This is a genomic window from Dyella sp. SG609 (genome assembly GCF_012275375.1).
GTDB classification, from domain to species: Bacteria; Pseudomonadota; Gammaproteobacteria; order Xanthomonadales; family Rhodanobacteraceae; genus Dyella_D; species Dyella_D marensis.
Genome location: NZ_JAAZQJ010000014.1, coordinates 41,152 through 63,998, shown reverse-complemented (window position 1 = coordinate 63,998; position 22,847 = coordinate 41,152). Strand labels below are relative to the sequence as shown.

Below are 22,847 nucleotides of genomic sequence, written 5' to 3'. Positions count from 1 at the left end.
GCGGGAGGAAGGCTCTCATCTGGGGGCTTTCATACACTCCAGTCGCCCTGCTTGCGGTAAATCCCCGCAGTTGTTTACAATTCCGCTTCTGCCCAGGCGAAAAAGGTCCGGGCAGGCCCTTGCCTCACCGCATCCGGCGGGAGGCTGCCAGGCCCCGAAAGGGCCGCATCCGCAAGGAGTTACCTACCAATGACGACTCTCCGTCATTACGAAGTTGTGTTCCTGGTCCACCCTGACCAGAGCGAGCAGGTCCCGGCCATGATCGAGCGCTACAAGGCGCTGATCGAGACCGACGGCGGCAAGATCCACCGCCTGGAAGACTGGGGCCGCCGCCAGCTGGCCTACCCGATCGTGAACCTGGCCAAGGCTCACTACGTCATGCTCAACATCGAAGTCGGCCAGAACGCGCTGAACGAGCTGGAGTCGGGCTTCCGCTTCAACGACGCCGTGCTGCGCCACCTGGTGATCAAGCGCGACGCCGCCGACACCGAGCCGTCCTTCATCCTGAAGTCCAAGGAAAAGGATGACGCCAAGTCCTCGCGCCGCCGCGACGACGACAGCGACGGTGAAGGCAGCGACGACCGTCGCAGCAGCCGCAACGACAACGATCGCGACAGCGACGACTGATCAGGAGCACAGCCATGTCCAAGTTCTTCCGCCGCCGCAAGTTCTGCCGCTTCACGGCCGAAAACGTGAAGGAGATCGACTACAAGGATCTCAACACGCTGCGCCAGTACATCACCGAGAACGGCAAGATCGTGCCGAGCCGCATCACCGGCACCAAGGCGCGCTACCAGCGCCAGCTGGCCACCGCGGTCAAGCGCGCGCGCTTCCTGGCGCTGCTGCCGTACACCGACAACCACGACGTCTGAGCGTGGCGGAGAATAGGGAGTAGGGAATAGAGAACAGGTTCGCCGGTTCGCGGCGCCGCTCTCCGATTCCCGACTCTCCATTCCCTATTCCCAGACATTTCGGACACCCGTCCACGGCTGCGCCGGGCCACTCTCCGGCGCTAACGAAAAGGAATAAACCATGGATCTGATCCTCCTCGAGAAAGTCCGCGGCCTCGGCAACCTGGGCGACAAGGTCAAGGTGAAGCCGGGCTACGGCCGTAACTACCTGCTGCCGCAGGGCAAGGCCGCGCCGGCCACCGCCGCCAACCTCGAAAGCTTCGAGAAGCGCCGCGCCGAGTACGAAGCGAAGGCCAACAAGCAGCTGTCCGACGCCACCGCGCGCCAGGCCAAGCTGGCCGACGTGGCGGTGACCATCACCGTCAATGCCAGCCCGGAAGGCAAGCTGTACGGCTCGGTCGGTCCGCGCGAGATCGCCGACGCCCTGCAGGCCGCCGGCCACGACGTCCACAAGAACGAAGTGATCCAGGGCGAAGGCCCGATCCGCACCACCGGTGAGTTCGAAGTGATCGTCGCGCTGCACGCCGACGTGCAGTCGACCGTCAAGGTGACGGTGATCGGCGAGAAGTAAGCCGGTCCCCTGAGCCCCAAGAAAAAGGGCGCCTTGCGGCGCCCTTTTTCTTGGGGCGGGGAATAGGGAATGGGTAACAGATCATCGAGGCTGCGTCGCCTTGGTGGTCCGATTCCCTATTCCCCATTCTCTATTCCCAGCTTTCCCACAAGTTATCCACAGAGTTATGGTCTCGTCGCATGAGAAAACGCCGCGTATCCTCTGATGGCGACGATCCGCGTTGGTCGGACTCGCCCGGCAACTCGCGAGGAGACTCGATGTCCTTTGCCCCCGATCGCAAGCACGGCAACTCCGCCATCGAGGCGCTGCGCGTGCCGCCGCATTCCATCGACGCCGAGCAGGCCGTGCTGGGCGGCCTGATGCTGTCGCCCGATTCGCTGGACAAGGTGGCCGACCGCCTCGGCGAGCGCGATTTCTACCGCAAGGACCACCGCCTGATCTGGCGCGCCATCACCGAGCTGGCCAACAAGGGCATGCCCTGCGACGCAGTGACCCTGGGCGACTGGTTCGAGGCCAACGGCCTGGCCGAGCTGGTCGGCGGCGCCACGTATCTGGTGGAACTGGCCAATGCCACGCCGAGCGCGGCCAATATCGGCGCCTATGCCGACATCGTGCGCGAGAAGTCGATCCTGCGGCAGCTGATCGACGCCGGCACCGAAACCACCGAGGACGGCTACCAGCCCGAAGGCCGCAGCGTGCAGGAGGTGCTGGAAAGCGCCGAGCAGCGCGTGTTCAAGATCGCCGAGTCCGGCGCACGCGGCAAGAAGGACACCGTGTCGATGCGCGAGGCGGTGAAGGACGCCTTCCGCATCCTGTCCGAGCGCTACGAAAACCGCGGGCAGCTCACCGGCATTTCCACCGGCTTCACCGACCTGGACGAACTCACCTCGGGCCTGCAGCCGTCGGACCTGATCATCGTCGCGGCGCGCCCCTCGATGGGCAAGACCGCGTTCTCGGTGAACATCGCCGAGGCTGCCGCGCTGGGCGCCAAGAAGGCCGTGGCGATCTTCTCGATGGAAATGTCGGCCTCGCAGCTGGCCTTCCGCATGATTTCCTCGGTCGGCCGCATCCATGCGCAGCACCTGCGCAACGGCGACCTGGCCGAAGAGGACTGGCCGCGCGTCACCAATGCGATCGCGCTGCTGTCCGAAGCCAAGATCTTCATCGACGACACGCCCGGCCTCTCGCCGGTGGAAATGCGCTCGCGCTCGCGCCGCCTGCACCGCGAACACGGCGGCCTGGGCCTGATCGTGATCGACTACCTGCAGCTGATGCAGGTGCCCGGCAACAAGGAAAACCGCGCCACCGAGATCTCCGAGATCTCGCGCTCGCTGAAGGGCCTGGCCAAGGAACTCAACTGTCCGGTGATCGCGCTGTCGCAGCTCAACCGCTCGCTGGAACAGCGCGCCGACAAGCGTCCGATGATGTCGGACCTGCGCGAATCCGGCGCTATCGAGCAGGACGCGGACGTGATCATGTTCATTTACCGCGACGACTACTACAACAAGGAATCGCCGGATAAGGGCCTGGCCGAGATCATCATCGGCAAGCAGCGTAACGGCCCCACCGACACGGTGAAGCTGACCTTCCTGGGCCACTACACCAAGTTCATGAACTACGCGCCGGATTCCTTCGTCGGGGCGTTCGAGTAAGCGCGGCGCCGGCTCAGGCAGCCGGCCAGAAATCCGCCGCGTGCCGCTGCACCCAGCCCTGGGTGAAATCGCGGAACAGCCGCACGCGGGTCGAGCGGCGCAGATCCGGATGCGTGACGAACCACAGCTGCGATTGCACCTCCGCCAGCGGCGCGCCGAGGCGGCGCAGCTTGGACGACGCTTCGGCATGGAAGCACGGCAGCAGCGCACGCCCCATGCCGGCCTCGCAGGCGGCGAGCGCGGCGGGCAGGGTGTCGACCACGATGGCGATCTGCGACGGGTCGACATGCGCATGCAGCCACTGCGCGGCATCGAGATGGGCGAGCGCATCGCCCAGGCCGATCCAGCGCTCCTTGTTCGCCGTCCCGCGCCTGCCCTTGGCCTGGTACACGGCGGTGGCGATCGGCGCCAGCTTGCGCACGGAAAGCCCGGTGGGCGACGTGCGCGCCGGTCGCAGCGCGACATCCGCATCGCGCTTCTGCAAGGTCAGGAAGGCGTTGTTGATCACCAGCTCGAAGCGCACCGACGGGTGCTGCGCCTCGAACGCGTTGCACAGTTCCACCACGTGGCGCACCAGGGTGTCCGGCGCGGTGATGCGCAGCAGCCCCTGCACGCGCTGGTCGTGTCCCTGCAGTTCGCGCGCCAGCAGTGCGGTCTCGGCCAGCACGCGCTCGCCGGCGGCCGCGGCCAGTTCGCCCGCATCGGTGGCTTCGTAGCCGCGGCGGCTGCGGCGGAACAGCGTAACGCCGGTGCGCGCTTCCAGCGCGCCGAGGCGGCGGAACGCGTTGGAGTGATCCACGCCCAGTTCGCGCGCCGCGCCGGCCAGGCTGCCGTGCGCCGCGATGGCGCGCACCAGGGCCAGATCGTCGAGTGACCAATCGCCTGACTTCATGCGCAAGCTTTCCTTGTGCCGGCGACAGATGGTGCCGGCGTGCCCGTGGCGGGATGCTGCCGCCTCCCCAACGGAGGCTCGCATGAAACTCTACTTCACCCCCGGTACCTGTTCCCTCGCTCCGCACATCGTGCTGCGCGAACTCGGCCTCGAGGCCGAACTGGTGCGCGTGCGCCTGGGCACCCCGCCGGTGATCGCCGCGACGCAGGACGACTACCGCGCGCTCAATCCCAACGGCTACGTGCCGTTGCTGGAACTGGACGACGGCAGCCTGCTGACCGAAGGCGTGGCGATCCTGCAATACCTGGCCGACCTGCACCCCGAAGCCGGCCTGCTGCCGGCGGCGACGCCGCTGCAGCGCTACGAATCCATGCGCTGGCTGGTCTACATCAGCTCCGAGCTGCACAAGATGTTCAGCCCCTGGCTGTTCCATCCGGAATACGGCGAACAGGCCGCCGAGGTGGCGCGCGGCAAGATCGCCAAGCGGCTGGAGCTGGTCGAGCGGCAACTCGACGGACGCGACTACCTGCTCGGCCAGGCCTTCACCGTGGCCGATGCGTACCTGTTCGCCATCGTGAGCTGGGCGAAGCTGTGCAAGGTGCCGCTGGATGCTTTCGCGCATCTGCAGGCATGGCTGGAACGCGTGGCCGCCCGGCCCACCGTGCAGGCCGCGCTGCAGGCCGAGCGGCTGCGATGAAGACCTCGACCGCATGGCTGATGCTGCTGGCCGCCGGCGGGCTCGACGTGCTGTGGGCGCTGTCGATGAAGTTCGCCCAGGGCTATACGCGCCCGGGCTGGACGGCCTTGTCGCTGGCCGCGCTGGCGGCCTTCGTCTGGCTGCTGGGGCGGGCGCTGTCGGTGCTGCCGGTGGGCAGCGCCTATGCGGTCTGGACCGGGCTGGGCGCGGCTGGCACGGCCCTGCTCGGCGCGGCGTGCTTCGGCGAGGCGCTGACGTTGGGGCGGATCGCGGGGATCGTGCTGATCGTGGGCGGCGTGCTGGTGCTGCGCGCGGCGTAGGTTGGGGTGAGCGCAGCGAACCCCAACGTTGCGGCCACCTGGCCAGGCCTGTTGGGGTTCGCCTTTGGCTCACCCCAACCTACGCGCGCTTGTCCCGGAATTTCCCCGGGCCAGCCCCGGCTCCCGCAGACCCGGCCTGCTAAGCTTTTCCGCGATCACGCCCGCCGCCATACAGCCGCCGCCTTCCGCGCGCGGCGCCAAGGAATCATGAGCCGTACCACCGTCGCCACCATCCACCTCGGCGCTCTGCGTCACAATCTCGCCCGCATCAAGGCGATGGCCGCGCCGGCCAAGGTCATGGCGGTGGTCAAGGCCGACGCCTATGGGCATGGCCTGGAACGCGTGGCGCGCGCGCTGGACGGCGCCGCCGACGCCTTCGCAGTGGCGGCGCAGGGCGACGGCCTGCGCCTGCGCGCGGCGGGGCACCGGCAACGCATCGTGGTGCTGTCCGGCCCGGACCGCGCCAGCGATATCGCCGAGATGCAGCGCCTGCAGCTGGATGCCGCGATCCATCACGAATCCCAGCTCGCCTGGCTGGACGGCGCCTCGTCGTCGCGCGGTCCGCTGCGCGTGTGGCTGAAGGTCGACACCGGCATGCACCGCCTGGGTTTTCCGCCGGAGCGTGTGGCCGAAATCCACGCGCGGCTGTCGGCGATGCCCGGCATCGATCCCGAGGTCGGCCTGCTCACGCATTTCTCCGAATCGGAGGAATTCGAAGGCGACGAAACGCGTGCGCAGATCCGCCGCTTCAACGAGGCGGTGAAAGACCTCAGCGGACCGCGCGCGCTGTCCAATTCCGCCGGCGTGCTGGGCTGGCCGGAGGCGCGCGGCGACTGGGTGCGCACCGGCGGCCTGCTGTATGGCTTGTCGGTGGTGCCGGGCAAGAGCGGCGCGGACTTCGGCTTCCGCCCGGCCATGACCCTGGCCACGCGGCTGATCGCGGTGAACTGGATCCGCCGCGGCGAACGCGTCGGCTACAACGGCACCTGGACCTGCCCGGAAGACATGCCGGTCGGCGTCGCCGCGGTCGGCTACGGCGACGGCTATCCGCGCAGCGCCGCCAGCGGCACGCCGGTGCTGGTGGGCGACCGGCGCGTGCCCCTGGTCGGACGCGTGTCGATGGACCTGATCACCTTGGACCTGCGCGAAGCGCCGCAGGCGAAAGTCGGCGACCGCGTCACCCTGTGGGGCGAGGAACTGCCCGTGGAGCAGATCGCCGCACAAGCCGGCACGATCTCCTACGACCTCACCTGCGGCATGACCCGACGCGTGCTGTTCGTCGAGGACGACAGCTGACGCCGGCATCCGCCGTCTCGCCGATTGCGATCAAGGCGGGCTAAGCTCGCCTTTCGTTTTTGCAGAGTTCGAATCCATGGCCAAGGCCAAGACCGCCTACGTCTGCGCCGATTGCGGGGCGGAGCATTCCAAGTGGCAGGGCCAGTGCATCGAATGCGGTGCCTGGAACACGCTGAGCGAATTCGTGGTGCAGCCGGCGGTGAAGTCGGCCGGCGCCGCGCGCAGCTCCGGCTATGCCGGCGCCGCGGCGGGCGCACCGAAGGTGACGCCGCTCACCTCGGTGGCGCTGACCGCCGAGACGCGCTCGCTCACCGGCATCGGCGAACTCGATCGCGTGCTCGGCGGCGGCCTGGTGGATGGCTCGGTGGTGCTGATCGGCGGCGATCCCGGCATCGGCAAGTCCACCTTGCTGCTGCAGATGCTCGGCAAGCTCGGCGAGCAGCTGGCCAGCGTCTACGTCACCGGCGAGGAATCACTGGGCCAGGTCGCGGCGCGTGCGCAGCGGCTGGACCTGCCGCTGGGTCCATTGCATGCGCTGGCCGAGACCTGCATCGAACGCATCCTGGAACAGGCCGTGGCGACGCGGCCGCGCGTGCTGGTGATCGACTCGATCCAGACCATCTGGACGGAACTGCTCACCGCTGCGCCGGGCTCGGTCAGCCAGGTGCGCGAATCCGCGGCCAAGCTCACCCGCTTCGCCAAGGAAACCGGCACCTCGGTCTTCCTGGTCGGCCACGTCACCAAGGAAGGTGGCATCGCCGGCCCGCGCGTGCTCGAGCACATGGTGGACGCGGTGCTGTACTTCGAAGGCGAATCCGGCAGCCGCTTCCGCGTGCTGCGCGCGTTCAAGAACCGCTTCGGCGCGGTGAACGAGCTGGGCGTGTTCGCCATGTCGGAGAAGGGCCTGCGCGAAGTGCCCAATCCATCGGCGATCTTTCTCTCCGCGCATGCCGGTCCCACCTCGGGCAGCGCGGTGATGGTCACGCGCGAAGGCACGCGGCCGCTGCTGGTGGAAGTGCAGGCGCTGGTGGATCAGTCCTCGCTGGGCAATCCGCGCCGCGTGGCGCTGGGCCTGGAGCAGAACCGCCTGGCCATGCTGCTGGCGGTGCTGCATCGCCACGGCGGCGTGGCGGCGTACGACCAGGACGTGTTCGTCAACGTGGTCGGCGGCATCCGCGTGCAGGAAACCGCGGCCGATCTGCCGGTGCTGCTGGCGGTGCTGTCCAGCCTGCGCGACCGGCCCTTGCCGGAGAAGACGATCGCCTTCGGCGAAGTGGGCCTGTCGGGCGAGATCCGTCCGGTGCCCAATGGCGAGGAGCGCCTGAAGGAAGCCGCGCATCACGGCTTCCAGCGCGCGATCGTGCCGAAGGCGAATGCGCCGAAGAAGGGCAAGGTGGGCGAGATGGAAGTGATCGGCGTGGAGCGTCTCGCGCAGGCGATCGACGCCTGCCGGTAAGTGCCGGCGGCGGCGCGGCGATCATGGCCTGCGTCGATACCGCGTGAAAAAAGTTCGCGCGCCTTGCATCGTTTTCGATTTTTTTGAAGCTGTGCGTTGCATCAACTTAAGCCGCCATCGCGCGCTGGCAGCATCGCCCACTCAAGTGCGAGGAGCGCACTTCAAGGAGAGGGGGCTATGCGGATCCTGTTCCTGTCCACCAAGCACAATGGACTGTCCCAGCGCGCGCAGGTCGAACTGGAAGAACTGGGGCATCACCTGGATATCGCCGAAGTCGCCAGCGGCGCGCAGATGGAAGCCGCGGCGCAGCGTTTCCGCCCCGACCTGATTTTGGCGCCGATGCTGAAGTCGGCGATCCCCGCCAGCGTGTGGCAGCGCCATACCTGCCTGATCGTGCACCCCGGCATTCCCGGCGACCGTGGCCCTTCCGCGCTGGACTGGGCCTTGCTGGAAGATGCGCCGCAGTGGGGCGTCACCGTGCTGGAAGCGCGCGACGAACTGGATGGCGGCCCGGTGTGGGCGCATCGCTCCTTTCCTCTGCGCGTGGCGAGCAAGAGCGCGATCTACCGCCGCGAAACCACCGACGCGGCGATGGCCGCGATCCGCGAGGCGCTGGAGCGCTACCAGCGCGGCCAGCGTCCGCCGTTCGGCGAGCGCATCGACACGCGGGGCCACGAACGTCCGCCTTGCCGCCAGTCCGATCGCCAGCTCGGCTGGGATGCGCCGGCGGAACGGCTGCTGCGGCATATCCGTTCGGCGGACAGTGCGCCGGGGCTGCTGGTGACGATGGCTGGCGTCAAGCTGCGCGTGTTCGGCGCCCAGCCCGAAGCGAAACTGCGCGGCACGCCGGGCCAGTTGCTGGGCAGGCGCGACGATGCCGTTTGCGTGGCCTGCGCCGATGGCGCGCTGTGGATCAGCCATGTGCGCCGCAGGCATGGCCTGTCGCTGGACGATCCGCGCTACGACGTGAAACTTCCTGCAACGCTGGCGCTCGCCGAGCGCCTTGACGGCGTGCCGGAATGGCCGCTGGCGCCGGAGGCGCGGCCTTCCGCTTCCACCTGGCAGCCGATCCGCTACCGCGAACGCGGCCACAACGGCTATCTGCATTTCGACGTGCTCAATGGCGCCATGGGCACCGCGCTGCTGGAACGGCTGCTCGCCGCATATCGGCATGCGCGCTCGCGTCCTACCCGCACCCTGGTGCTGTGCGGCGGCGAGGATTTCTGGTCGAACGGCATCGACCTCAATGCGATCGAGGCAGCGCGGGATCCGGCCGAGGCGTCATGGCGCAATATCCTCGCGATGAACGCGCTGGTGCGCGAGATCGTGCTCACCCACGACAAGCGCACGGTGGCCCTTATGCGCGGCAATGCCGGTGCGGGCGGTGTGATCCTGGCGCTGGCCGCGGACCTGGTCTACGCCCGCGAAGGCATCGTGCTCAATCCGCACTACAAGGGCATGGGCGGCCTGTACGGTTCGGAATACTGGACCTACCTGCTGCCGCGCCGCGTCGGCGAAACCGCCGCGCGCCTGCTTACCGAATCGCTGCAGCCGCTGGGCACGGCGCGCGCCAAGCGCATCGGGCTGGTCGACGGCGTGCTGCCGGCCAGCGAATTGCCGGGTGCGATGGAAGCGATCCTGGTGCCGGGCAACGAGGCGCGGCATTGGCGCGACGAACTGACCCGCAAGGCTGCGCGCCGCGCGGAGGACGAACAGCGCAAGCCGCTGGAACGCTACGCCGAAGAAGAGCTGGCGGAGATGCGGCGCAATTTCTTCGGCGCGGATCCGGCTTATCACCTGGCGCGGCGCGCGTTCGTGCGCAGGCTGGAACCGGCGATGGAAAACGCAGCGGCCGAACGCGCCTGACTCGTCATGCCGGCGCAGGCCGGGATGACGAGCTAAGAAATGCTGCCCGCCGTATGCCGCATCACTCCGGCGGCAACGCCACAAACGCCGGCAGCCGCTCGGCCCGCGCCGAATGCGCGGCCAGGGCAGGGTAGTCCTGCGCCGCGATCAGTTCCGGCTGCATCAGCTGGGTAAAGCGCCAGGCCACGGCGATGGTGATGTCGGCCTGGGTCAGGCTGGTGTTCACCAGCCAGCCGTCGCGGCCCCTGGCTTCGCGTTCCAGTCCCATGTAGGCGGCCTTGAGCTGGCCTTCGACGCGCGCCAGCCAGCCTGCGTCGCGGTGGTCTTCGCTGCGCTTGCCTTCGTAGACGATCTGCACGCTCTTCTCCGCGGCGACCAGCGCCAGGCCGGTGAGGCGCAGCGCGCGCAGGCGTTCGCCGGGATCGCCGGGCATCAGGCTGGGGCCGCTGCCGGTGCTTTCGGCCCAGTCGATGATCAGCGAGGAATCCACCAGCTGCCAGCCTTCGTCGCCGACCAGGGTCGGCGCCTTCACCAGCGGATTGATCGCCTGGAATTCGTCGAAGTTGCGGAACACCGACAGCGACTGGTGCTCGAACGGCAGGCCCTTCAGGTGCAGCGTGATCGCCGCGCGCCGGACGAAGGGTGAGTCGAGCATGCCGATCAGCTTCATGGGCTCAGGTTCCCGCGAGAAAGAGGTGAGGTCAGGCCGTGCGATGGAGGATCAGTTCCAGCACCGCCTTGGTGCCGAAGAAGGCCAGCAGCAGCACGCCCATGCCCACCAGGGTGAGATTGACCGCGCGGCGCCCGCGCCAGCCGTAGCGCCAGCGTCCGAACAACAGGGCGCCGAACACCAGCCAGGCGATGATCGACAGCACGGTCTTGTGGATCAGGTGCTGGCCGAACAGGTCGCCGACGAACAGCGCGCCGGTCAGCAGGGTGAAGGTGAGCAGCACGAAGCCGGCGCCGATCAGGCGGAACAGCAGCGATTCGGTCAGGGTCAGCGGCGGCAGCGCGCGCAGCCAGGGGCCGAAGTGGCGATGGCGCAGGGCGCGTTCCTGCACGGCGAGAAGGAGGGCAAGGATAGATGCCAAAGAAAGGACGCTATAGGCCAACAAAGCCACGACGACATGCAGTTTGATTTGCCAGTCCATTGCCAGTGGGAACGTGGGTGGCATCCAAATCCGCTCGGCTGCCATCGCCCCTAGCATTAAGGCGCTGAGCGGAAACACGATCACGCCCAGCGCGGCCACCGGCCGGGTCAGGTTGACCATCAGGGTGAGCGCCGACACCACGCAGGCCACCAGCGACAGTGCCGCGAAGAAGTGCAGGTCCAGCGCGCCGCGGTGCACGCCCAGCAGGATGCCCGCATGGATCAGCACGGCCGCGCCGCCCAGGCCCAGCGCCGACTTGTTCAGCGGCTGCCCGCCGCCCAGCAGCGGCCGGGCGAGCCCGCCGGCGGCGGCGAGGTAGAGCACGACGGCGAGCACGGAAAGAAGGGGGATAGCCATGACCGGCGAGTGTCGCATATGCCCTTGGGACGAGTGAATGCGGCTCCGGCGCACTCCGCTATACTTGCCCACTTTCCCTCTGCCGTACTCCGCCATGTTCGAGTCGCTCAGCCAACGCCTCTCCGCCACCGTCAACCGCCTGCGCGGCCGCGGCCGCCTGACCGAGGAGAACATCCGCGAGGCCCTGCGCGAAGTGCGCATCGCCCTGCTGGAAGCCGACGTGGCGCTGCCGGTGGTGCAGGCGCTGATCGAGCGCGTGAAGGTGCGCGCGGTCGGCCAGGAAGTGCTCAAGAGCCTCAGCCCCGGCCAGGCCCTGGTGAAGGTGGTCAGCGACGAGCTGACTGCGGTGATGGGCACCGCCAACACCGAACTGAACCTGGCGCAGCAGCCGCCGGCGGTGGTGCTGATGGCCGGCCTGCAGGGCGCGGGCAAGACCACCACGGTGGCCAAGCTGGCGCGCTTCCTCACCGAGCGCAAGAAAAAGAAAGTGATGGTGGTGAGCTGCGACGTCTACCGTCCGGCCGCCATCGAGCAGCTGCGCACGCTGGCCGAGCAGGTCGGCGTGAAGTTCTTCCCGTCCGAGGCCGGCCAGAACCCGGTCGACATCGCCAAAAATGCGATCGCCGCCGCGCGCCGCGAGGTGGTCGACGTGCTGCTGGTCGACACCGCCGGCCGCCTGCACGTGGACGAGGCGATGATGGCCGAGATCAAGGCGCTGCACGCCGCGATCACCCCGGTCGAAACCCTGTTCGTGGTCGACTCCATGACCGGCCAGGACGCGGCCAACACCGCCAAGGCCTTCGCCGAGGCGCTGCCGCTCACCGGCGTGGTGCTGACCAAGACCGACGGCGACGCCCGCGGCGGCGCCGCGCTGTCGGTGCGCTACGTCACCGGCCGCCCGATCAAGTTCCTGGGCGCCGGCGAGAAGACCGACGCGCTGGAGCCGTTCCATCCGGACCGCGTGGCCCAGCGCATCCTCGGCATGGGCGACGTGCTGTCGCTGGTCGAGGAAGTCGAGCGCAAGGTCGACCAGGAAAAGGCCCAGAAGCTGGCCGAGAAGGTCATCAAGGGCAAGCGCTTCGATCTCAACGACATGCGCGACCAGCTCGAGCAGATGTCCAACATGGGCGGCCTGGCCGGCCTGATGGACAAGCTGCCGGGCGTCTCCAACCTGCCGGACAACGTGAAATCCAAGGTCAACGACGGCGAGATCAAGCGCATGGTCGCCATCATCAATTCGATGACCAAGAAAGAGCGCCGCCATCCCGACCTGCTGAACGGTTCGCGCCGCGCCCGCGTGGCGCGCGGCTCGGGCACCCAGCCGGCCGACGTCAACCGCCTGCTCAAGCAGTACATGCAGATGGAAAAGATGATGTCCAAGCTGTCCAAGGGCGGCTCGAAGGGCCTGCTGCGCCAGATGCGCGGCGCCATGAAGGGCATGGGCGGCATGGGCGGCCTGCCGCCGATGCGCTGAAGCTTTGCCGGGAGCAGAGAATCGTGAACAGGGAACAGGGGCGGCGTAGCGCCCTGTCCGAGCAGCGATTTTTCGATTCCCCGTTCCCTATTCCCTTTTCCCGGCTTTCCCCCTAAAATGCCGCGTTTACCGCGCCCGTGCTCGGGCGTGCTGCCGGTACAGCCGGCATCTCTGGAGCTTTTACTTATGGTCAAGATTCGTCTTTCGCGCGGCGGCGCCAAGGGCCGTCCGTTCTACCACGTCATCGTCACGGACTCGCGCAGCGCGCGCGACGGCCGCAACATCGAAAACGTGGGCTTCTACAACCCGGTTGCCTCGGGCAAGGACAAGCGCCTTGAGCTGAACGTCGTGCGCATCCAGGAGTGGGTGTCCAAGGGCGCCCAGCTGAGCGACAAGGTCGCCTCCCTGGTGAAGGAAGCCGGCAAGCAGCAGGCTGCCTGAGCGTGACCGCAGCCGGCCGGCGCGTCCTGGTGGGACGCATCGTCGGGCTGTACGGAGTGCAGGGCTGGCTCAAGATCGAATCCTGGACCGAGCCCCGCACCCAGATTTTCCGCTACCAGCCCTGGCTGCTCATCACGGCGCCGGGTGAGGTAAAGGAACTGCACGGGGTCAAAGGTCGTCCGCAGGGCAAGGGCTTAGTCGCCTATTTTCCCGGCATCGACGACCGCGACGCGGCGGCAGCACTCATCGGGCAGGACATCCACGTCCCCCGCGAGCAGCTGCCACCTCCCGGCAAGGACGAGTATTACTGGGTCGATCTCGAGGGCCTCGAGGTCGTCACCACGGAAAACGTGGTCCTGGGACGGGTGACTCACCTGTTCGCCACCGGGGCCAACGACGTCGTGGTGGTGAGGGACGGCGAGCGCGAGCGGCTGATTCCCTTCGTCCAGGGTTCTTACGTGCGTTCGGTGGACCTGTCCGGCGGACGCATGGTGGTGGACTGGGATCCTGAATTCTGACGGCGGTTGCGCCGCAGCTGGAGTTTGAGGGTCATGCGCTTCGACGTCGTCACGCTGTTTCCCGACTTCGTGCGCCAGTGCGCTGCCGTCGGTGTCGTCGGGCGCGCCCAGCAGCGCGAGCTGCTCCAGGTGGAAACCTGGAACCCGCGCGACTACGCCACCGATAATTACCGCACCGTGGACGGCCGCACCTGTGGCGGCGGACCCGGGATGGTGATGCTGATCGATCCTCTGCGCGCGGCCCTCCAGGCCATGCGCGAGGCCGCACCGGAACCGGTGCACGTGATTTATCTCAGCCCGCAAGGTGCGCGGCTGACGCAAGGCAGGGTGGAGGCGCTGGCGAAGCTGCCGCGCATCGCACTGCTCTGCGGACGTTACGAAGGTGTGGACGAGCGTCTGCTGGCGCACGAGGTCGACGAAGAGCTTTCTATCGGCGATTATGTGCTGTCAGGCGGCGAGCTGGGCGCGGCGGTGATCATCGACGCGGTCGGCCGCCTGCAGGAAGGGGCGCTCAACGACGCGCAGTCGGCGCAGCAGGATTCGTTCTCGGACGGATTGCTGGATTGCCCGCACTACGCGAAGCCGGTGCGCCACGCACTGGGTGACGTGCCGGAGGTATTGCTGTCCGGCGACCACGCGGCGATCCGCCGCTGGCGCCTGAAGCAGGCCCTGGGACGGACCTGGTTGCGGCGTCCGGACCTCTTGGTGCAACGCGCGCTGGATAAAGAATCCCGTGCGTTGTTGGAAGAATTCCGTCGCGAACACGCTCAAGCAGAGCTCACGCGGCAAGCTAACGATGCGGCCAAGCAGTAACCGCAGCCATTGAAATCAGATAGGTGTTGCCATGAACAAGATCATCGAACAGTTCGAAGCCGAGCAGATCACCCGCCAGCTGCCGGAGTTCGGCCCTGGTGACACCGTGGTCGTCAACGTCAAGGTGAAGGAAGGCAACCGCGAGCGCGTGCAGGCCTTCGAAGGCGTGGTCATTGCCAAGCGCAGCCGCGGCCTCAACTCCGCCTTCACCGTGCGCAAGATCTCGCACGGCACCGGCGTGGAGCGCGTGTTCCAGTCGCACAGCGCCGCCATCGAGTCGGTGCAGGTGAAGCGCAAGGGCAAGGTCCGCGGCGCGAAGCTGTATTACCTGCGCGGCCTGGAAGGCAAGGCTGCCCGCATCAAGGAAGACGTCGCCGCCGCCGCCAAGGCGAAGGCCAGCGCCGAGTAATCGGGCTTCGGTCTACCGTTCAAAAGAAACCCGCGGATGCCTGGCATCCGCGGGTTTTTTCATGCCCGGGTTTTTGTGCCTGCCCGAGAGGCCGGGCCCGCATGCGGCGGACCCGCCAGGTTCAGCTCAGGGCGTGATCGCCAGCCGCTGCGGCTCCTGCAGGAAGTTGCCCTGCACGAAGTCCACGCCGCAGGCGAACAGCAGCGAGGTGCTGGCCGCGTCCTCCACCCATTCGGCGATGGTCAGGCGCTTGATCTCGCGCGCCTGGCGGCACAGCTCGGCCACTTTTTTCTGGCTGTCCGGCTGCTGCGGCAGGTTGGACATGTAGCTGCGGTCGATCTTCACGTAGTCCGCGTCGATATGGTTGAGCAGCTGGAACGAGTTGAGGCCCGAGCCGAACTGCTCCAGCGCGAACTGGCCGCCGAGCTGCTTCCACGCCCGCACGAACACCTGGGCCGGACGCATCGAAGTGACCACCTTGCTCTCGGTCATCTCCAGCACGATCTTGCCGTGCTTCAGATTGGCCTGCTTCAGGCGCTGCGACAGCCACGGAATCAGCTGCTCGTCCTGCAGCGAGCCGGACGTGAGCTTGACGAAGAAGGTGGTCGGCGAGGCCAGCCGCTCGCGCGAGGTGAGCGCCTGGATGGCCTGGTTCAGCACCCAGCGGTCGATCGCCGGGGTGAGGTTGTACTTCTCCGCGATCGGCATGAAGAAGCCGGGCAGCACTTCGCCCTGCGGGCCGTTGAGGCGCAGCAGGATCTCAGAGAACTCGCCCTCGGCGTCCTGCAGGCTGATGATGTGCTGGTGGTACAGCACGAACTCGTCCTGGCTCAGCGCCTGCTTCAGCTGGCCCAGCCAGTAGCGTTCGCGCTCGGCGTCGGCCTTCTCGCGCGCCGCCGGGTCGTGCAGGTCGTAGCGGCTGCCGCCCAGGCTCTGCGCATTGCGCAGCGACTGCCCGGCCTGTTCCAGCAGCAGCTCGGTATTGGCGTTCTTCTCGCCCAGCAGGCTGCCGCCGATGCTGGTGGTGACGGTGAGCGAGCGCGAGCCGACGTCGAAGATCTCGCTGGCCACCGCCTGCTGCAGGCTGGCGATCCATTCCTTGATGCCGTCGTCGTTGCGCGAATGCAGGATCACGCCGACGGTGTGCTCGGCCAGCAGGCCGGCGGTGTCTTCCAGGCCGAGCAGGGCGTTGACGCGCGCGGCGAAGGCCGCCAGCAGCTCGTCCGCCTTGCCCAGGCCGATGCCGGAGACGATCGCCTGCCAGTTGTCCGGCTCGATCAGCAGCAGCGACTGGCCCTTGGTGCCTTCGGTGGCGGCGGCTACCGCCTGGTCGATGCATTCGAGCATGCGCGCGCGGTTGAACAGGCCGGTGACCGGGTCGCGCTGCAACTGCTCCAGCACCGACGGGTCCACCTGCTGGCGGCGGAACACGATCTGCACGCAGGGCTCGCCCTCGAAGGTGGCGTGCGCGAATTCGACCATGGCCTTGAAGCTGCTGGCGTCGGCGCGGCGCGCCTGCAGCTCCATCGGCGACGAGGGCTTCTCGCCGCGCGACAGGCTCTTCAGCGTGGCCTTGAAGTCCTCGGCATGGGTGGAGCCGATCATGTCCAGCACGGGCAGGCCGAGCAGGTCGTCGAATTCGGCATAGCCGAAGGTGTCCAGGTAGGCCTGGTTGGCGCGTACGTGCATGCCTTCGTGCACGTAGGCGATGGCGTCGGTGGAGGAATCCAGTAAGGCATCGCAGCGGCGCTCGGATTCGCGCAGCGCGGTCTCCAGGCGGCGCAGCTGGCGGCGCGTGTTGAGCGATTCGAACTCGCGCTGCACCACCGCCAGCAGCTGCTTGGGCTGCGGGCGCAGTGCGATGGCGCGCACGCCATTGACGAAGAAGTCCGAGACGATGGTGTTGTCCACCTGCGGCACCACCGCGATCACCGAGAGATCGCGGCCGTTGGCGTCGAGCTGGTGGAGCAGGTCGGCCAGGGCGACCGTGCCGACGGAGGGGTCGTAGAGCACCACGTCGGGGCCCAGTTCCTCCAGCGCGGCCTGGATCTGTTCTGCATTGGTGGCGCGCGCAGGGCGCACGGCGATGCCGTTGTTGCGCAGCAGGCTGACGATCTGTTCCGCGTCTTCGACCGATTTCTCGATGAAAAGAATCTTGATGACCAGGTCTGTCTTCATTGGCACGTTGTACGGTCCATGGGCGCCCGAGCTGTCGATGGGGCTGGCCGGCGAGGCGCCGGCCGGCAGCGCTTGGTTTTAACGGATTCGTATGACATCCGCCAGCGAAAAAGTCCTAGGAGTGACGCGGCGCACTCAGTTTCAGACAGGGCGCTTGGAAGCGTCTCCGCCGACCTCGCGCACCAGCTTCGGCACCAGGTACCCCGGCAGCCGGCCGCGCATCGCCTCGACCAGCGCCAGCGCGCGCGCATCGTCCACCTCGAAGTGCGCCGCACCCTGCACGCGGTCCAGCTGGTGCAGGTAGTAGGGCAGGACCCCCGCGGCGAACAGGCGCTCCGAGAGCTTCACCAGCGTATCGGCATCGTCGTTGATCTGCTTTAGCAGCACCGATTGATTGAGCACCGTGGCGCCCGCCTCGCGCAGGCGGCGGCAGGCGGCATCCACGGCGGCATCGAATTCGTTGGCGTGGTTGGCGTGCAGCACCACCACTTTCTGCAGCGGCAGCGCGGCGAACCAAGCCAGGAAGGCGTCGTCGATGCGTTCGGGCAGCACCACCGGCAGGCGCGTATGGATGCGCAGGCGGGTCACGTGGGGGATGCCGGCCAGGCCGCGGCTGAGTTCTTCCAGCTTGGGCGTGGCCAGCGACAGCGGGTCGCCGCCGGACAGGATCAGCTCCGTGATGGAGGCGTCCTGGCGCAGATGCTCCAGCGCCTTGCGCCACTGCCCGGCCGCGGCCATCTCCTCGCCGTAGGGGAAATGGCGGCGGAAGCAGTAGCGGCAGTTCACCGCGCAGCTGCCGCTGGCGATCAGCAGGGCGCGGCCTTCGTACTTGTGCAGCAGGCCCTGCGCCTCGCGCGCGGCGAGGTCGCCGACCGGGTCGATCAGATAGCCCGGGGCCTGCTCCAGTTCGGCCAGCTGGGGCAGCACCTGCAGCAGCAGCGGGTCGCTGGCGTCGCCGGGCCGCATGCGCGCCGCGAAGCCGCGCGGCACGCGCAGGGCGAAGCCGGCGTCGGCGGGCGGCAGGCGCCCGGCCAGGTGTTCCAGGCCCACGCTGCGCAGCAGTTCGCCGGCATCGGTGATCGACGCGCGCCACAGCTCGCGCCAGTCGGGGGCGGTCGGCAATAGGCGGGCGGCGGGGCTTGCGGTTATCATGTCGGGCCTTGGATCGGGCCCAGGGCCCGGACGATCCCCTATTGTAGCCGCCCCCGGGCGGTGTCACCTCTGGAGCACAAGCGCATGGCCACCGTCGGTCTCAACGACGTCAAGAAGGGTATGAAGATCCTTCACAACAACGACCCGTGGGTCATCACCGACGCGGACTTCATCAAGCCCGGCAAGGGCCAGGCCTTCACCCGCATCTTCATCCGCAACCTGAAGAACGGCCGCACCACCGAGCAGACCATGAAGTCCAGCGACAGCTTCGAAGTCGCCGACGTGGTCGACACCGACATGCAGTACCTGTACTCCGACGGCGAGTACTGGCACTTCATGCAGCAGGAAACCTTCGAGCAGCACCAGGCCGGCAAGGTCGGCGTGGGCGACGCGGCGAAGTGGCTGAAGGGCGAGGAAGAGTGCGTGGTCACCCTGTTCAACGGCGAGATCATCGTGGTGCAGCCGCCGAACTTCGTCGAGCTGAAGATCACCGAGACCGACCCCGGCCTGCGCGGCGACACCTCCGGCGGCGGCGGCAAGCCGGCCACGCTGGAAACCGGCGCCGTGGTGCGCGTGCCCCTGTTCGTCACCACCGACGAAGTGATCAAGGTCGATACCCGCACGGGCGAATACGTCAGCCGCGTCGGTAAATAATCGCGGCGGCGACATCGAACGGCACGGCAGCCTCACGGACGCCGTGCCGTTTTTTTATAGATGTTTTCTGGAACCGAATCGGCGAGGTAGCGCATGAACCCCGGCAGCACTGTGATTGATCTGGTTATCGAAGCGCGCTGGGTCGTCCCCGTCGAGCCGCACGCCGTGGTGCTGGAAAACCACGCCGTCGCGGTAAACCAGGGCGCCATCGTCGCCGTGCTGCCGATCGCCGACGCGCGCGCCGCCTACGCGCCGCGCGAACGCGTCGAGCTGGGCGAGCACGCGCTGATCCCCGGCCTGGTCAACACGCATACGCACAACCCCATGACCCTGCTGCGCGGCCTGGCCGACGACCTGCCGCTGATGGTGTGGCTGCAGCAGCACATCTGGCCGGTGGAAGGCCAGGTGATCGGGCCGGAGTTCGTGCGCGACGGCGTGGAGCTGGCGGTGGCTGAGATGCTGCGCGGCGGCACCACCTGCGCCAACGAAAACTATTTCTTCCCCGACGTGATCGGCGCCACCTACCGGCGCCTGGGCTTCCGCGCCACGGTCGGCCTGCCGGTGATCGAGTTCCCCACCGCCTGGGCCAAATCCCAGGACGAATACTTCGAGCGCGCGGCCGAAGTGCACGACAGCTTCCGCGGCGACGCGCTGATCGGCACCGCGTTCGCGCCGCATGCGCCGTATACCGTGTCGGACCAGAGCTTCGAGCGCATCCGCGTGCTGGCCGACCAGCTCGACATCCCGGTGCACCTGCATACGCACGAGACCGCGCACGAGGTGGAGGAAGAGAAGCAGAAGTCCGGCCTGCGTCCGTTCCAGCGCCTGCAGCAGCTGGGGCTGGTCAACGACCGCCTGATCGCCGTGCACATGACCCAGCTGACCGAGGGCGAGATCGCCGCTTGCGCCGAGGCCGGCGTGTCGGTGGTGCATTGCCCGGAGTCCAACCTCAAGCTCGCCTCCGGCTTCTGCCCGGCCGAACAGCTGCGCCGGGCCGGCGTCAACGTGGCGATCGGCACCGACGGCTGCGCCTCCAACAACGACCTGGACATGTTCGGCGAGATGCGCACCGCCGCCATGCTGGCCAAGGCGGTGTCGAACGATGCCGCCGCCTTCGACGCGGCCTACGCGCTGCGCGCGGCCACGCTCAACGGCGCCAGGGCGATGGGCCTGGAAGACCGGATCGGTTCGATCGAAGCCGGCAAGCAGGCGGATCTTGCCGCGGTGCGGCTGTCGGACCTGGAAACCCAGCCGCTGTTCCACGTGGCCTCGCAGCTGGTCTACGCCACCGGCCGCCACCAGGTCACCGACGTGTGGATCGCCGGCCGCCGCAAGCTGGCCGGGCGCGTGCTGGTGGACATGGACGTGGACGGCATCCGCGCCCGCACCCATGCCTGGCGCGACCGCATCGCCGCCATCGACGCGGGGGTTTGAATCCATGCAGCGTTATCTGGTGCTGGTGATGCGCAACGCGCGGTTCGACCCGGCCGTGGTGCAGCCGCACCGCGACTACCTGGAAGGCCTGCGCGCCGGCGGCCGGCTGGAACTGACCGGCGGCTTCGCCGACGGCAGCGGCGGCGCCTACCTGCTGTTCGGCGACGACCTGGCCCAGGCCATGGCGATGGTCCATGCCGATCCGGCCTATGTCAGCGGCGGGTGGGATTTCACCGTTCACGAGTGGCACGCGCGTTAAGCTACGGCCTCCCCGCAAGCAACACCCCCAGAGGTACCCCCATGCAAGCCTCGCCTAACGTCAGCCCCGACGAAATCGCCCGCTTCGGCAAGCTGGCCGCCCGCTGGTGGGATCCCGACGGCGAATCGCGTCCCTTGCACGACCTCAACCCGGTGCGCCTGGGCTACGTGGCGGCCCGCATGGACCTGCGCGGCGCCCGCGTCGCCGACGTGGGCTGCGGTGGCGGCCTGCTCAGCGAGGCGCTGGCGCGCTCCGGCGCCGAGGTCACCGGCATCGACCTGGGCGAGAAGGTTATCGAGGTGGCCAGGCTGCATCTGCACGAATCCAACTTGAACGTGGATTACCGCGTGCAGTCCTCGGCCGCGCTGGCGGCCGCGGAACCGGCTTCGTTCGATGCGGTGTGCTGCATGGAGCTGATCGAGCACGTGCCGGATCCGGCCGCGCTGGTGGCCGACCTGGCGAACCTGGTGCGCCCCGGCGGCCTGGTCTTCATGTCCACCATCAACCGCACGCCGGCCGCATTCGGCGCGGCCATCCTGGGCGCCGAATACCTGCTGCGCATGCTGCCGCGCGGCACGCACCACTACGGCAAGTTCCTCAAGCCGTCCGAGCTGGGCCGCCTGCTGCGCCACACCGGGCTGGAACTGGAGGACGTCACCGGCCTCGGCTACAACCCGGTGAACCGCAAGGCCTGGCTGGGCCGCATCACTTCGGTCAACTACGTGCTGTGCGCGCGCAAACCTGCCTAAAGCCCCGCTCCTGATGAAACCACTCCCGCAAGACCTTCAAGGCGTGCTGTTCGACCTCGACGGCACCCTGCTCGACAGCGCCCCCGACCTGTACGACGCCCTGGTGGCGCTGTGCGCGGAGCAGGGCGCTCCGGTGCCGGCCTACGAGCCGGTGCGCGAAGTGGTGTCGCGCGGTTCGCGCGCGCTGATCGGCGTCGGCTTTCCCGCGCTCGACCAGGCCGGCGTGCTGGCGCTGGTGCCGCGCTACCTGGAGCTCTACCAGGACGTCATGTCGCGCCAGACGCGCGCTTTCGACGGTGTGGAACCCCTGCTCGCCCTGATCGAGGCGCAGGGCCTGCGCTGGGGCATCGTCACCAACAAGCCCGGCTTCCTCACCGACGAGATTGTGCGGCAGATGGGCTGGGCCGGGCGTGCCTGCGCGGTGGTGTCGGGGGACACCTTGCCGGTGAAGAAGCCGGACCCCGCGCCGGTGCTGCTGGCCTGCGAGCGCGCGGGGCTGGACCCGGTGCGCTGCCTGTTCGTCGGCGACGACCGCCGCGACGTGCTGGCCGGCGCTGCCGCCGGTTGCTGCACCGTGGCCGCGGCCTGGGGTTATCTGGACGGCGGCGATCCGCACGCCTGGAACGCCGACCTGGTGCTGGATGCGCCGTCCGAGCTCACCGTGCTGCTCCAGCGCGGCGCCGTCGCGGCATGACCGCTGCCGAATCCAGCGGCCCGCTGCAGAGCTACGTCGACAAGTGGCTGGCGGTACAGCCGCGCCAGCGCATCGCGCTGGCCTTCGTGGATGGCGCGCGCTATCCCGGGCATATCGCGCTGGCCGCGCTGGAACAGGAACTGCTGTCCGCCGCCTACGGCATCCGCGAGCCGCAGGTGGCCGCGGTCAAGCTCAACTGGTGGGCCGAGGAACTCGCCGGTGCCGCCGCCAGCGGCGGCCGCCATCCGCTGACCCAGGTGCTGTTCGACGACGAACGCGCGCGCCGCATGCCGGCCGAGCGCTGGCTGGCGCCGGTGCTGGCCGGCATGGCGCAGCTGGAAGAGGGCACCGCCGCCGACTTCGATGCGCAGCTGGCCGCCAGCGGCCAATTGCATGGCGCGCTGGCCGCGCTGGAGACGGCCTGGTGGTATGGCGAATCCGCGTCCGCCGAACAGGCCGCGCGGGTCGCCACGCTGTCGCACCTGCTGTTCGCCCTGCTGCGGGTGGAGGAAGACGCCGACCGCGACCGCCTGTCGCTGCCGATGGCGCGCATGGCGCGCTTCGGCCTCAGCCGCGGCGACCTGCGCAAGGACAACCCCGCGCGCGAGCAGGCGATCCGCGCCCAGCTCGGCGACCTCGCCACCGCCTGGCGCGATGCCGGGCGCCTGCCGGGACCGCTGAGCGTATTCCGCGCGCTGGAATCGGATACCGGCCGCGTGCTGGCCCGCCGCGCCGCCAAGGCCACCGACCCGCTGGCCGTGCTGCGCAGCGGCCTGTCGCGCAGCGGCTTCGGCACGGCCTGGCAGGCCTGGCGCGCGGCGCGCCAATGGCAGCGTGCGGCCGGCTGAGCGCCGGCCGGCGCGGCATTTCCGAGCCCGCGCTATTGCCGCGGGCGTGCACTGT

General features: G+C 68.2%; 25 protein-coding genes. 20 read left to right on the top strand and 5 right to left on the bottom strand.

Translation table 11 applies throughout. From position 1 onward, the window contains the following. Positions 1–189: 189 nt before the first annotated feature. The 4 genes from rpsF to FHW85_RS19895 all read left to right on the top strand — a co-directional run bounded on the left by rpsF (position 190) and on the right by FHW85_RS19895 (position 3,134). Positions 190–627, top strand: coding sequence for a 30S ribosomal protein S6 (gene rpsF, locus FHW85_RS19910; protein ID WP_167258044.1), 438 nt, complete (start codon positions 190–192; stop codon positions 625–627). A gap of 14 nt (positions 628–641) precedes the next feature. Then, positions 642–872 (top strand): 30S ribosomal protein S18, encoded by a 231-nt coding sequence (rpsR, locus tag FHW85_RS19905; RefSeq protein WP_131150740.1) that lies wholly within the window; start codon positions 642–644, stop codon positions 870–872. A 160-nt stretch (positions 873–1,032) separates the two neighbouring features. Further along, on the top strand, positions 1,033–1,482 hold the full coding sequence (gene rplI / locus FHW85_RS19900) for a 50S ribosomal protein L9 (protein WP_168649430.1): 450 nt from the start codon (positions 1,033–1,035) through the stop codon (positions 1,480–1,482). 257 nt (positions 1,483–1,739) lie between these two features. After that, a complete protein-coding gene (locus FHW85_RS19895) occupies positions 1,740–3,134 on the top strand; it encodes a replicative DNA helicase (RefSeq protein ID WP_167258048.1) in 1,395 nt (464 codons plus the stop codon). A gap of 13 nt (positions 3,135–3,147) precedes the next feature. Here FHW85_RS19895 and FHW85_RS19890 read toward each other — a convergent pair whose 3' ends face one another. Further along, entirely contained in the window at positions 3,148–4,026 is an 879-nt protein-coding gene (locus tag FHW85_RS19890) for a LysR family transcriptional regulator (RefSeq protein ID WP_167258050.1), read from the bottom strand. An 82-nt stretch (positions 4,027–4,108) separates the two neighbouring features. Here FHW85_RS19890 and gstA point away from each other — a divergent pair, with 82 nt between their 5' ends. The 5 genes from gstA (at position 4,109) to FHW85_RS19865 (ending at position 9,661) form a co-directional block, all read left to right on the top strand. After that, entirely contained in the window at positions 4,109–4,723 is a 615-nt protein-coding gene (gene gstA, locus FHW85_RS19885; RefSeq protein WP_168649429.1) for a glutathione transferase GstA, read from the top strand. After that, positions 4,720–5,043, top strand: a complete 324-nt coding sequence (locus tag FHW85_RS19880) for an SMR family transporter (RefSeq protein WP_168649428.1) — start codon at positions 4,720–4,722, stop codon at positions 5,041–5,043. The genes gstA and FHW85_RS19880 overlap by 4 nt, the downstream gene beginning before the upstream one ends. Positions 5,044–5,250: 207 nt before the next feature. Next, positions 5,251–6,339, top strand: a complete 1,089-nt coding sequence (alr, locus tag FHW85_RS19875; protein ID WP_168649427.1) for an alanine racemase — start codon at positions 5,251–5,253, stop codon at positions 6,337–6,339. 76 nt (positions 6,340–6,415) lie between these two features. Then, on the top strand, positions 6,416–7,795 hold the full coding sequence (radA, locus tag FHW85_RS19870; protein ID WP_168649426.1) for a DNA repair protein RadA: 1,380 nt from the start codon (positions 6,416–6,418) through the stop codon (positions 7,793–7,795). 177 nt (positions 7,796–7,972) lie between these two features. Beyond that, positions 7,973–9,661 carry an enoyl-CoA hydratase-related protein gene (locus tag FHW85_RS19865; RefSeq protein ID WP_168649425.1) on the top strand — a complete coding sequence of 563 codons (1,689 nt, stop codon included), beginning with the start codon at positions 7,973–7,975 and terminating at the stop codon, positions 9,659–9,661. A gap of 61 nt (positions 9,662–9,722) precedes the next feature. On the opposite strand, the gene FHW85_RS19860 is transcribed toward FHW85_RS19865, so the two are convergent. Together FHW85_RS19860 and ccsA are read right to left on the bottom strand one after the other, a co-directional pair. Then, entirely contained in the window at positions 9,723–10,331 is a 609-nt protein-coding gene (locus FHW85_RS19860) for a glutathione S-transferase (RefSeq protein ID WP_168649424.1), read from the bottom strand. Positions 10,332–10,362: 31 nt separating this feature from the next. Next, a complete protein-coding gene (gene ccsA / locus FHW85_RS19855; RefSeq protein ID WP_168649423.1) occupies positions 10,363–11,169 on the bottom strand; it encodes a cytochrome c biogenesis protein CcsA in 807 nt (268 codons plus the stop codon). A gap of 94 nt (positions 11,170–11,263) precedes the next feature. On the opposite strand from ccsA, the gene ffh reads away from it, so the two are divergent. The 5 genes from ffh to rplS all read left to right on the top strand — a co-directional run bounded on the left by ffh (position 11,264) and on the right by rplS (position 14,824). Continuing rightward, a complete protein-coding gene (gene ffh, locus FHW85_RS19850; protein ID WP_168649422.1) occupies positions 11,264–12,643 on the top strand; it encodes a signal recognition particle protein in 1,380 nt (459 codons plus the stop codon). 186 nt (positions 12,644–12,829) lie between these two features. After that, on the top strand, positions 12,830–13,084 hold the full coding sequence (gene rpsP / locus FHW85_RS19845) for a 30S ribosomal protein S16 (RefSeq protein WP_026635253.1): 255 nt from the start codon (positions 12,830–12,832) through the stop codon (positions 13,082–13,084). Between the two features lie 2 nt (positions 13,085–13,086). After that, positions 13,087–13,602, top strand: a complete 516-nt coding sequence (gene rimM / locus FHW85_RS19840) for a ribosome maturation factor RimM (RefSeq protein WP_167258070.1) — start codon at positions 13,087–13,089, stop codon at positions 13,600–13,602. 33 nt (positions 13,603–13,635) lie between these two features. Next, on the top strand, positions 13,636–14,415 hold the full coding sequence (trmD, locus tag FHW85_RS19835) for a tRNA (guanosine(37)-N1)-methyltransferase TrmD (RefSeq protein WP_167258072.1): 780 nt from the start codon (positions 13,636–13,638) through the stop codon (positions 14,413–14,415). Positions 14,416–14,446: 31 nt separating this feature from the next. Continuing rightward, a complete protein-coding gene (gene rplS, locus FHW85_RS19830) occupies positions 14,447–14,824 on the top strand; it encodes a 50S ribosomal protein L19 (RefSeq protein WP_167258074.1) in 378 nt (125 codons plus the stop codon). 126 nt (positions 14,825–14,950) lie between these two features. On the opposite strand, the gene FHW85_RS19825 is transcribed toward rplS, so the two are convergent. After that, entirely contained in the window at positions 14,951–17,002 is a 2,052-nt protein-coding gene (locus FHW85_RS19825; protein ID WP_167258162.1) for a bifunctional diguanylate cyclase/phosphodiesterase, read from the bottom strand. Between the two features lie 141 nt (positions 17,003–17,143). Further along, complete coding sequence (gene epmB, locus FHW85_RS19820) at positions 17,144–18,154, bottom strand: EF-P beta-lysylation protein EpmB (RefSeq protein ID WP_168649421.1); 1,011 nt, start codon at positions 18,152–18,154, stop codon at positions 17,144–17,146. Between the two features lie 84 nt (positions 18,155–18,238). Here epmB and efp point away from each other — a divergent pair, with 84 nt between their 5' ends. From efp to FHW85_RS19790, 6 genes are all read left to right on the top strand, one after another. After that, positions 18,239–18,808 (top strand): elongation factor P, encoded by a 570-nt coding sequence (efp, locus tag FHW85_RS19815; protein ID WP_167258078.1) that lies wholly within the window; start codon positions 18,239–18,241, stop codon positions 18,806–18,808. Positions 18,809–18,901: 93 nt separating this feature from the next. Beyond that, positions 18,902–20,242 carry a TRZ/ATZ family hydrolase gene (locus FHW85_RS19810; protein ID WP_168649420.1) on the top strand — a complete coding sequence of 447 codons (1,341 nt, stop codon included), beginning with the start codon at positions 18,902–18,904 and terminating at the stop codon, positions 20,240–20,242. A 4-nt stretch (positions 20,243–20,246) separates the two neighbouring features. Beyond that, the gene (locus FHW85_RS19805) at positions 20,247–20,501 is read left to right on the top strand and encodes a YciI family protein (RefSeq protein ID WP_168649419.1); all 255 of its coding nucleotides are present in this window, start codon (positions 20,247–20,249) and stop codon (positions 20,499–20,501) included. Between the two features lie 41 nt (positions 20,502–20,542). Then, entirely contained in the window at positions 20,543–21,250 is a 708-nt protein-coding gene (gene ubiG / locus FHW85_RS19800; RefSeq protein WP_168649418.1) for a bifunctional 2-polyprenyl-6-hydroxyphenol methylase/3-demethylubiquinol 3-O-methyltransferase UbiG, read from the top strand. Positions 21,251–21,263: 13 nt separating this feature from the next. Continuing rightward, on the top strand, positions 21,264–21,944 hold the full coding sequence (gene gph, locus FHW85_RS19795) for a phosphoglycolate phosphatase (protein ID WP_168649417.1): 681 nt from the start codon (positions 21,264–21,266) through the stop codon (positions 21,942–21,944). Further along, positions 21,941–22,792, top strand: a complete 852-nt coding sequence (locus tag FHW85_RS19790; protein WP_167258088.1) for a squalene/phytoene synthase family protein — start codon at positions 21,941–21,943, stop codon at positions 22,790–22,792. The genes gph and FHW85_RS19790 overlap by 4 nt, the downstream gene beginning before the upstream one ends. Positions 22,793–22,847 lie beyond the last annotated feature (55 nt).

Coding starts and splice junctions, on each gene's coding strand:
- rpsF (WP_167258044.1), top strand. CDS start 190: ATGACGACTCTCCGTCATTACGAAGTTGTGTTCCTGGTCCACCCTGAC.
- rpsR (WP_131150740.1), top strand. CDS start 642: ATGTCCAAGTTCTTCCGCCGCCGCAAGTTCTGCCGCTTCACGGCCGAA.
- rplI (WP_168649430.1), top strand. CDS start 1,033: ATGGATCTGATCCTCCTCGAGAAAGTCCGCGGCCTCGGCAACCTGGGC.
- FHW85_RS19895 (WP_167258048.1), top strand. CDS start 1,740: ATGTCCTTTGCCCCCGATCGCAAGCACGGCAACTCCGCCATCGAGGCG.
- FHW85_RS19890 (WP_167258050.1), bottom strand. CDS start 4,026: ATGAAGTCAGGCGATTGGTCACTCGACGATCTGGCCCTGGTGCGCGCC.
- gstA (WP_168649429.1), top strand. CDS start 4,109: ATGAAACTCTACTTCACCCCCGGTACCTGTTCCCTCGCTCCGCACATC.
- FHW85_RS19880 (WP_168649428.1), top strand. CDS start 4,720: ATGAAGACCTCGACCGCATGGCTGATGCTGCTGGCCGCCGGCGGGCTC.
- alr (WP_168649427.1), top strand. CDS start 5,251: ATGAGCCGTACCACCGTCGCCACCATCCACCTCGGCGCTCTGCGTCAC.
- radA (WP_168649426.1), top strand. CDS start 6,416: ATGGCCAAGGCCAAGACCGCCTACGTCTGCGCCGATTGCGGGGCGGAG.
- FHW85_RS19865 (WP_168649425.1), top strand. CDS start 7,973: ATGCGGATCCTGTTCCTGTCCACCAAGCACAATGGACTGTCCCAGCGC.
- FHW85_RS19860 (WP_168649424.1), bottom strand. CDS start 10,331: ATGAAGCTGATCGGCATGCTCGACTCACCCTTCGTCCGGCGCGCGGCG.
- ccsA (WP_168649423.1), bottom strand. CDS start 11,169: ATGGCTATCCCCCTTCTTTCCGTGCTCGCCGTCGTGCTCTACCTCGCC.
- ffh (WP_168649422.1), top strand. CDS start 11,264: ATGTTCGAGTCGCTCAGCCAACGCCTCTCCGCCACCGTCAACCGCCTG.
- rpsP (WP_026635253.1), top strand. CDS start 12,830: ATGGTCAAGATTCGTCTTTCGCGCGGCGGCGCCAAGGGCCGTCCGTTC.
- trmD (WP_167258072.1), top strand. CDS start 13,636: ATGCGCTTCGACGTCGTCACGCTGTTTCCCGACTTCGTGCGCCAGTGC.
- rplS (WP_167258074.1), top strand. CDS start 14,447: ATGAACAAGATCATCGAACAGTTCGAAGCCGAGCAGATCACCCGCCAG.
- FHW85_RS19825 (WP_167258162.1), bottom strand. CDS start 17,002: ATGAAGACAGACCTGGTCATCAAGATTCTTTTCATCGAGAAATCGGTC.
- epmB (WP_168649421.1), bottom strand. CDS start 18,154: ATGATAACCGCAAGCCCCGCCGCCCGCCTATTGCCGACCGCCCCCGAC.
- efp (WP_167258078.1), top strand. CDS start 18,239: ATGGCCACCGTCGGTCTCAACGACGTCAAGAAGGGTATGAAGATCCTT.
- FHW85_RS19810 (WP_168649420.1), top strand. CDS start 18,902: ATGAACCCCGGCAGCACTGTGATTGATCTGGTTATCGAAGCGCGCTGG.
- FHW85_RS19805 (WP_168649419.1), top strand. CDS start 20,247: ATGCAGCGTTATCTGGTGCTGGTGATGCGCAACGCGCGGTTCGACCCG.
- ubiG (WP_168649418.1), top strand. CDS start 20,543: ATGCAAGCCTCGCCTAACGTCAGCCCCGACGAAATCGCCCGCTTCGGC.
- gph (WP_168649417.1), top strand. CDS start 21,264: ATGAAACCACTCCCGCAAGACCTTCAAGGCGTGCTGTTCGACCTCGAC.
- FHW85_RS19790 (WP_167258088.1), top strand. CDS start 21,941: ATGACCGCTGCCGAATCCAGCGGCCCGCTGCAGAGCTACGTCGACAAG.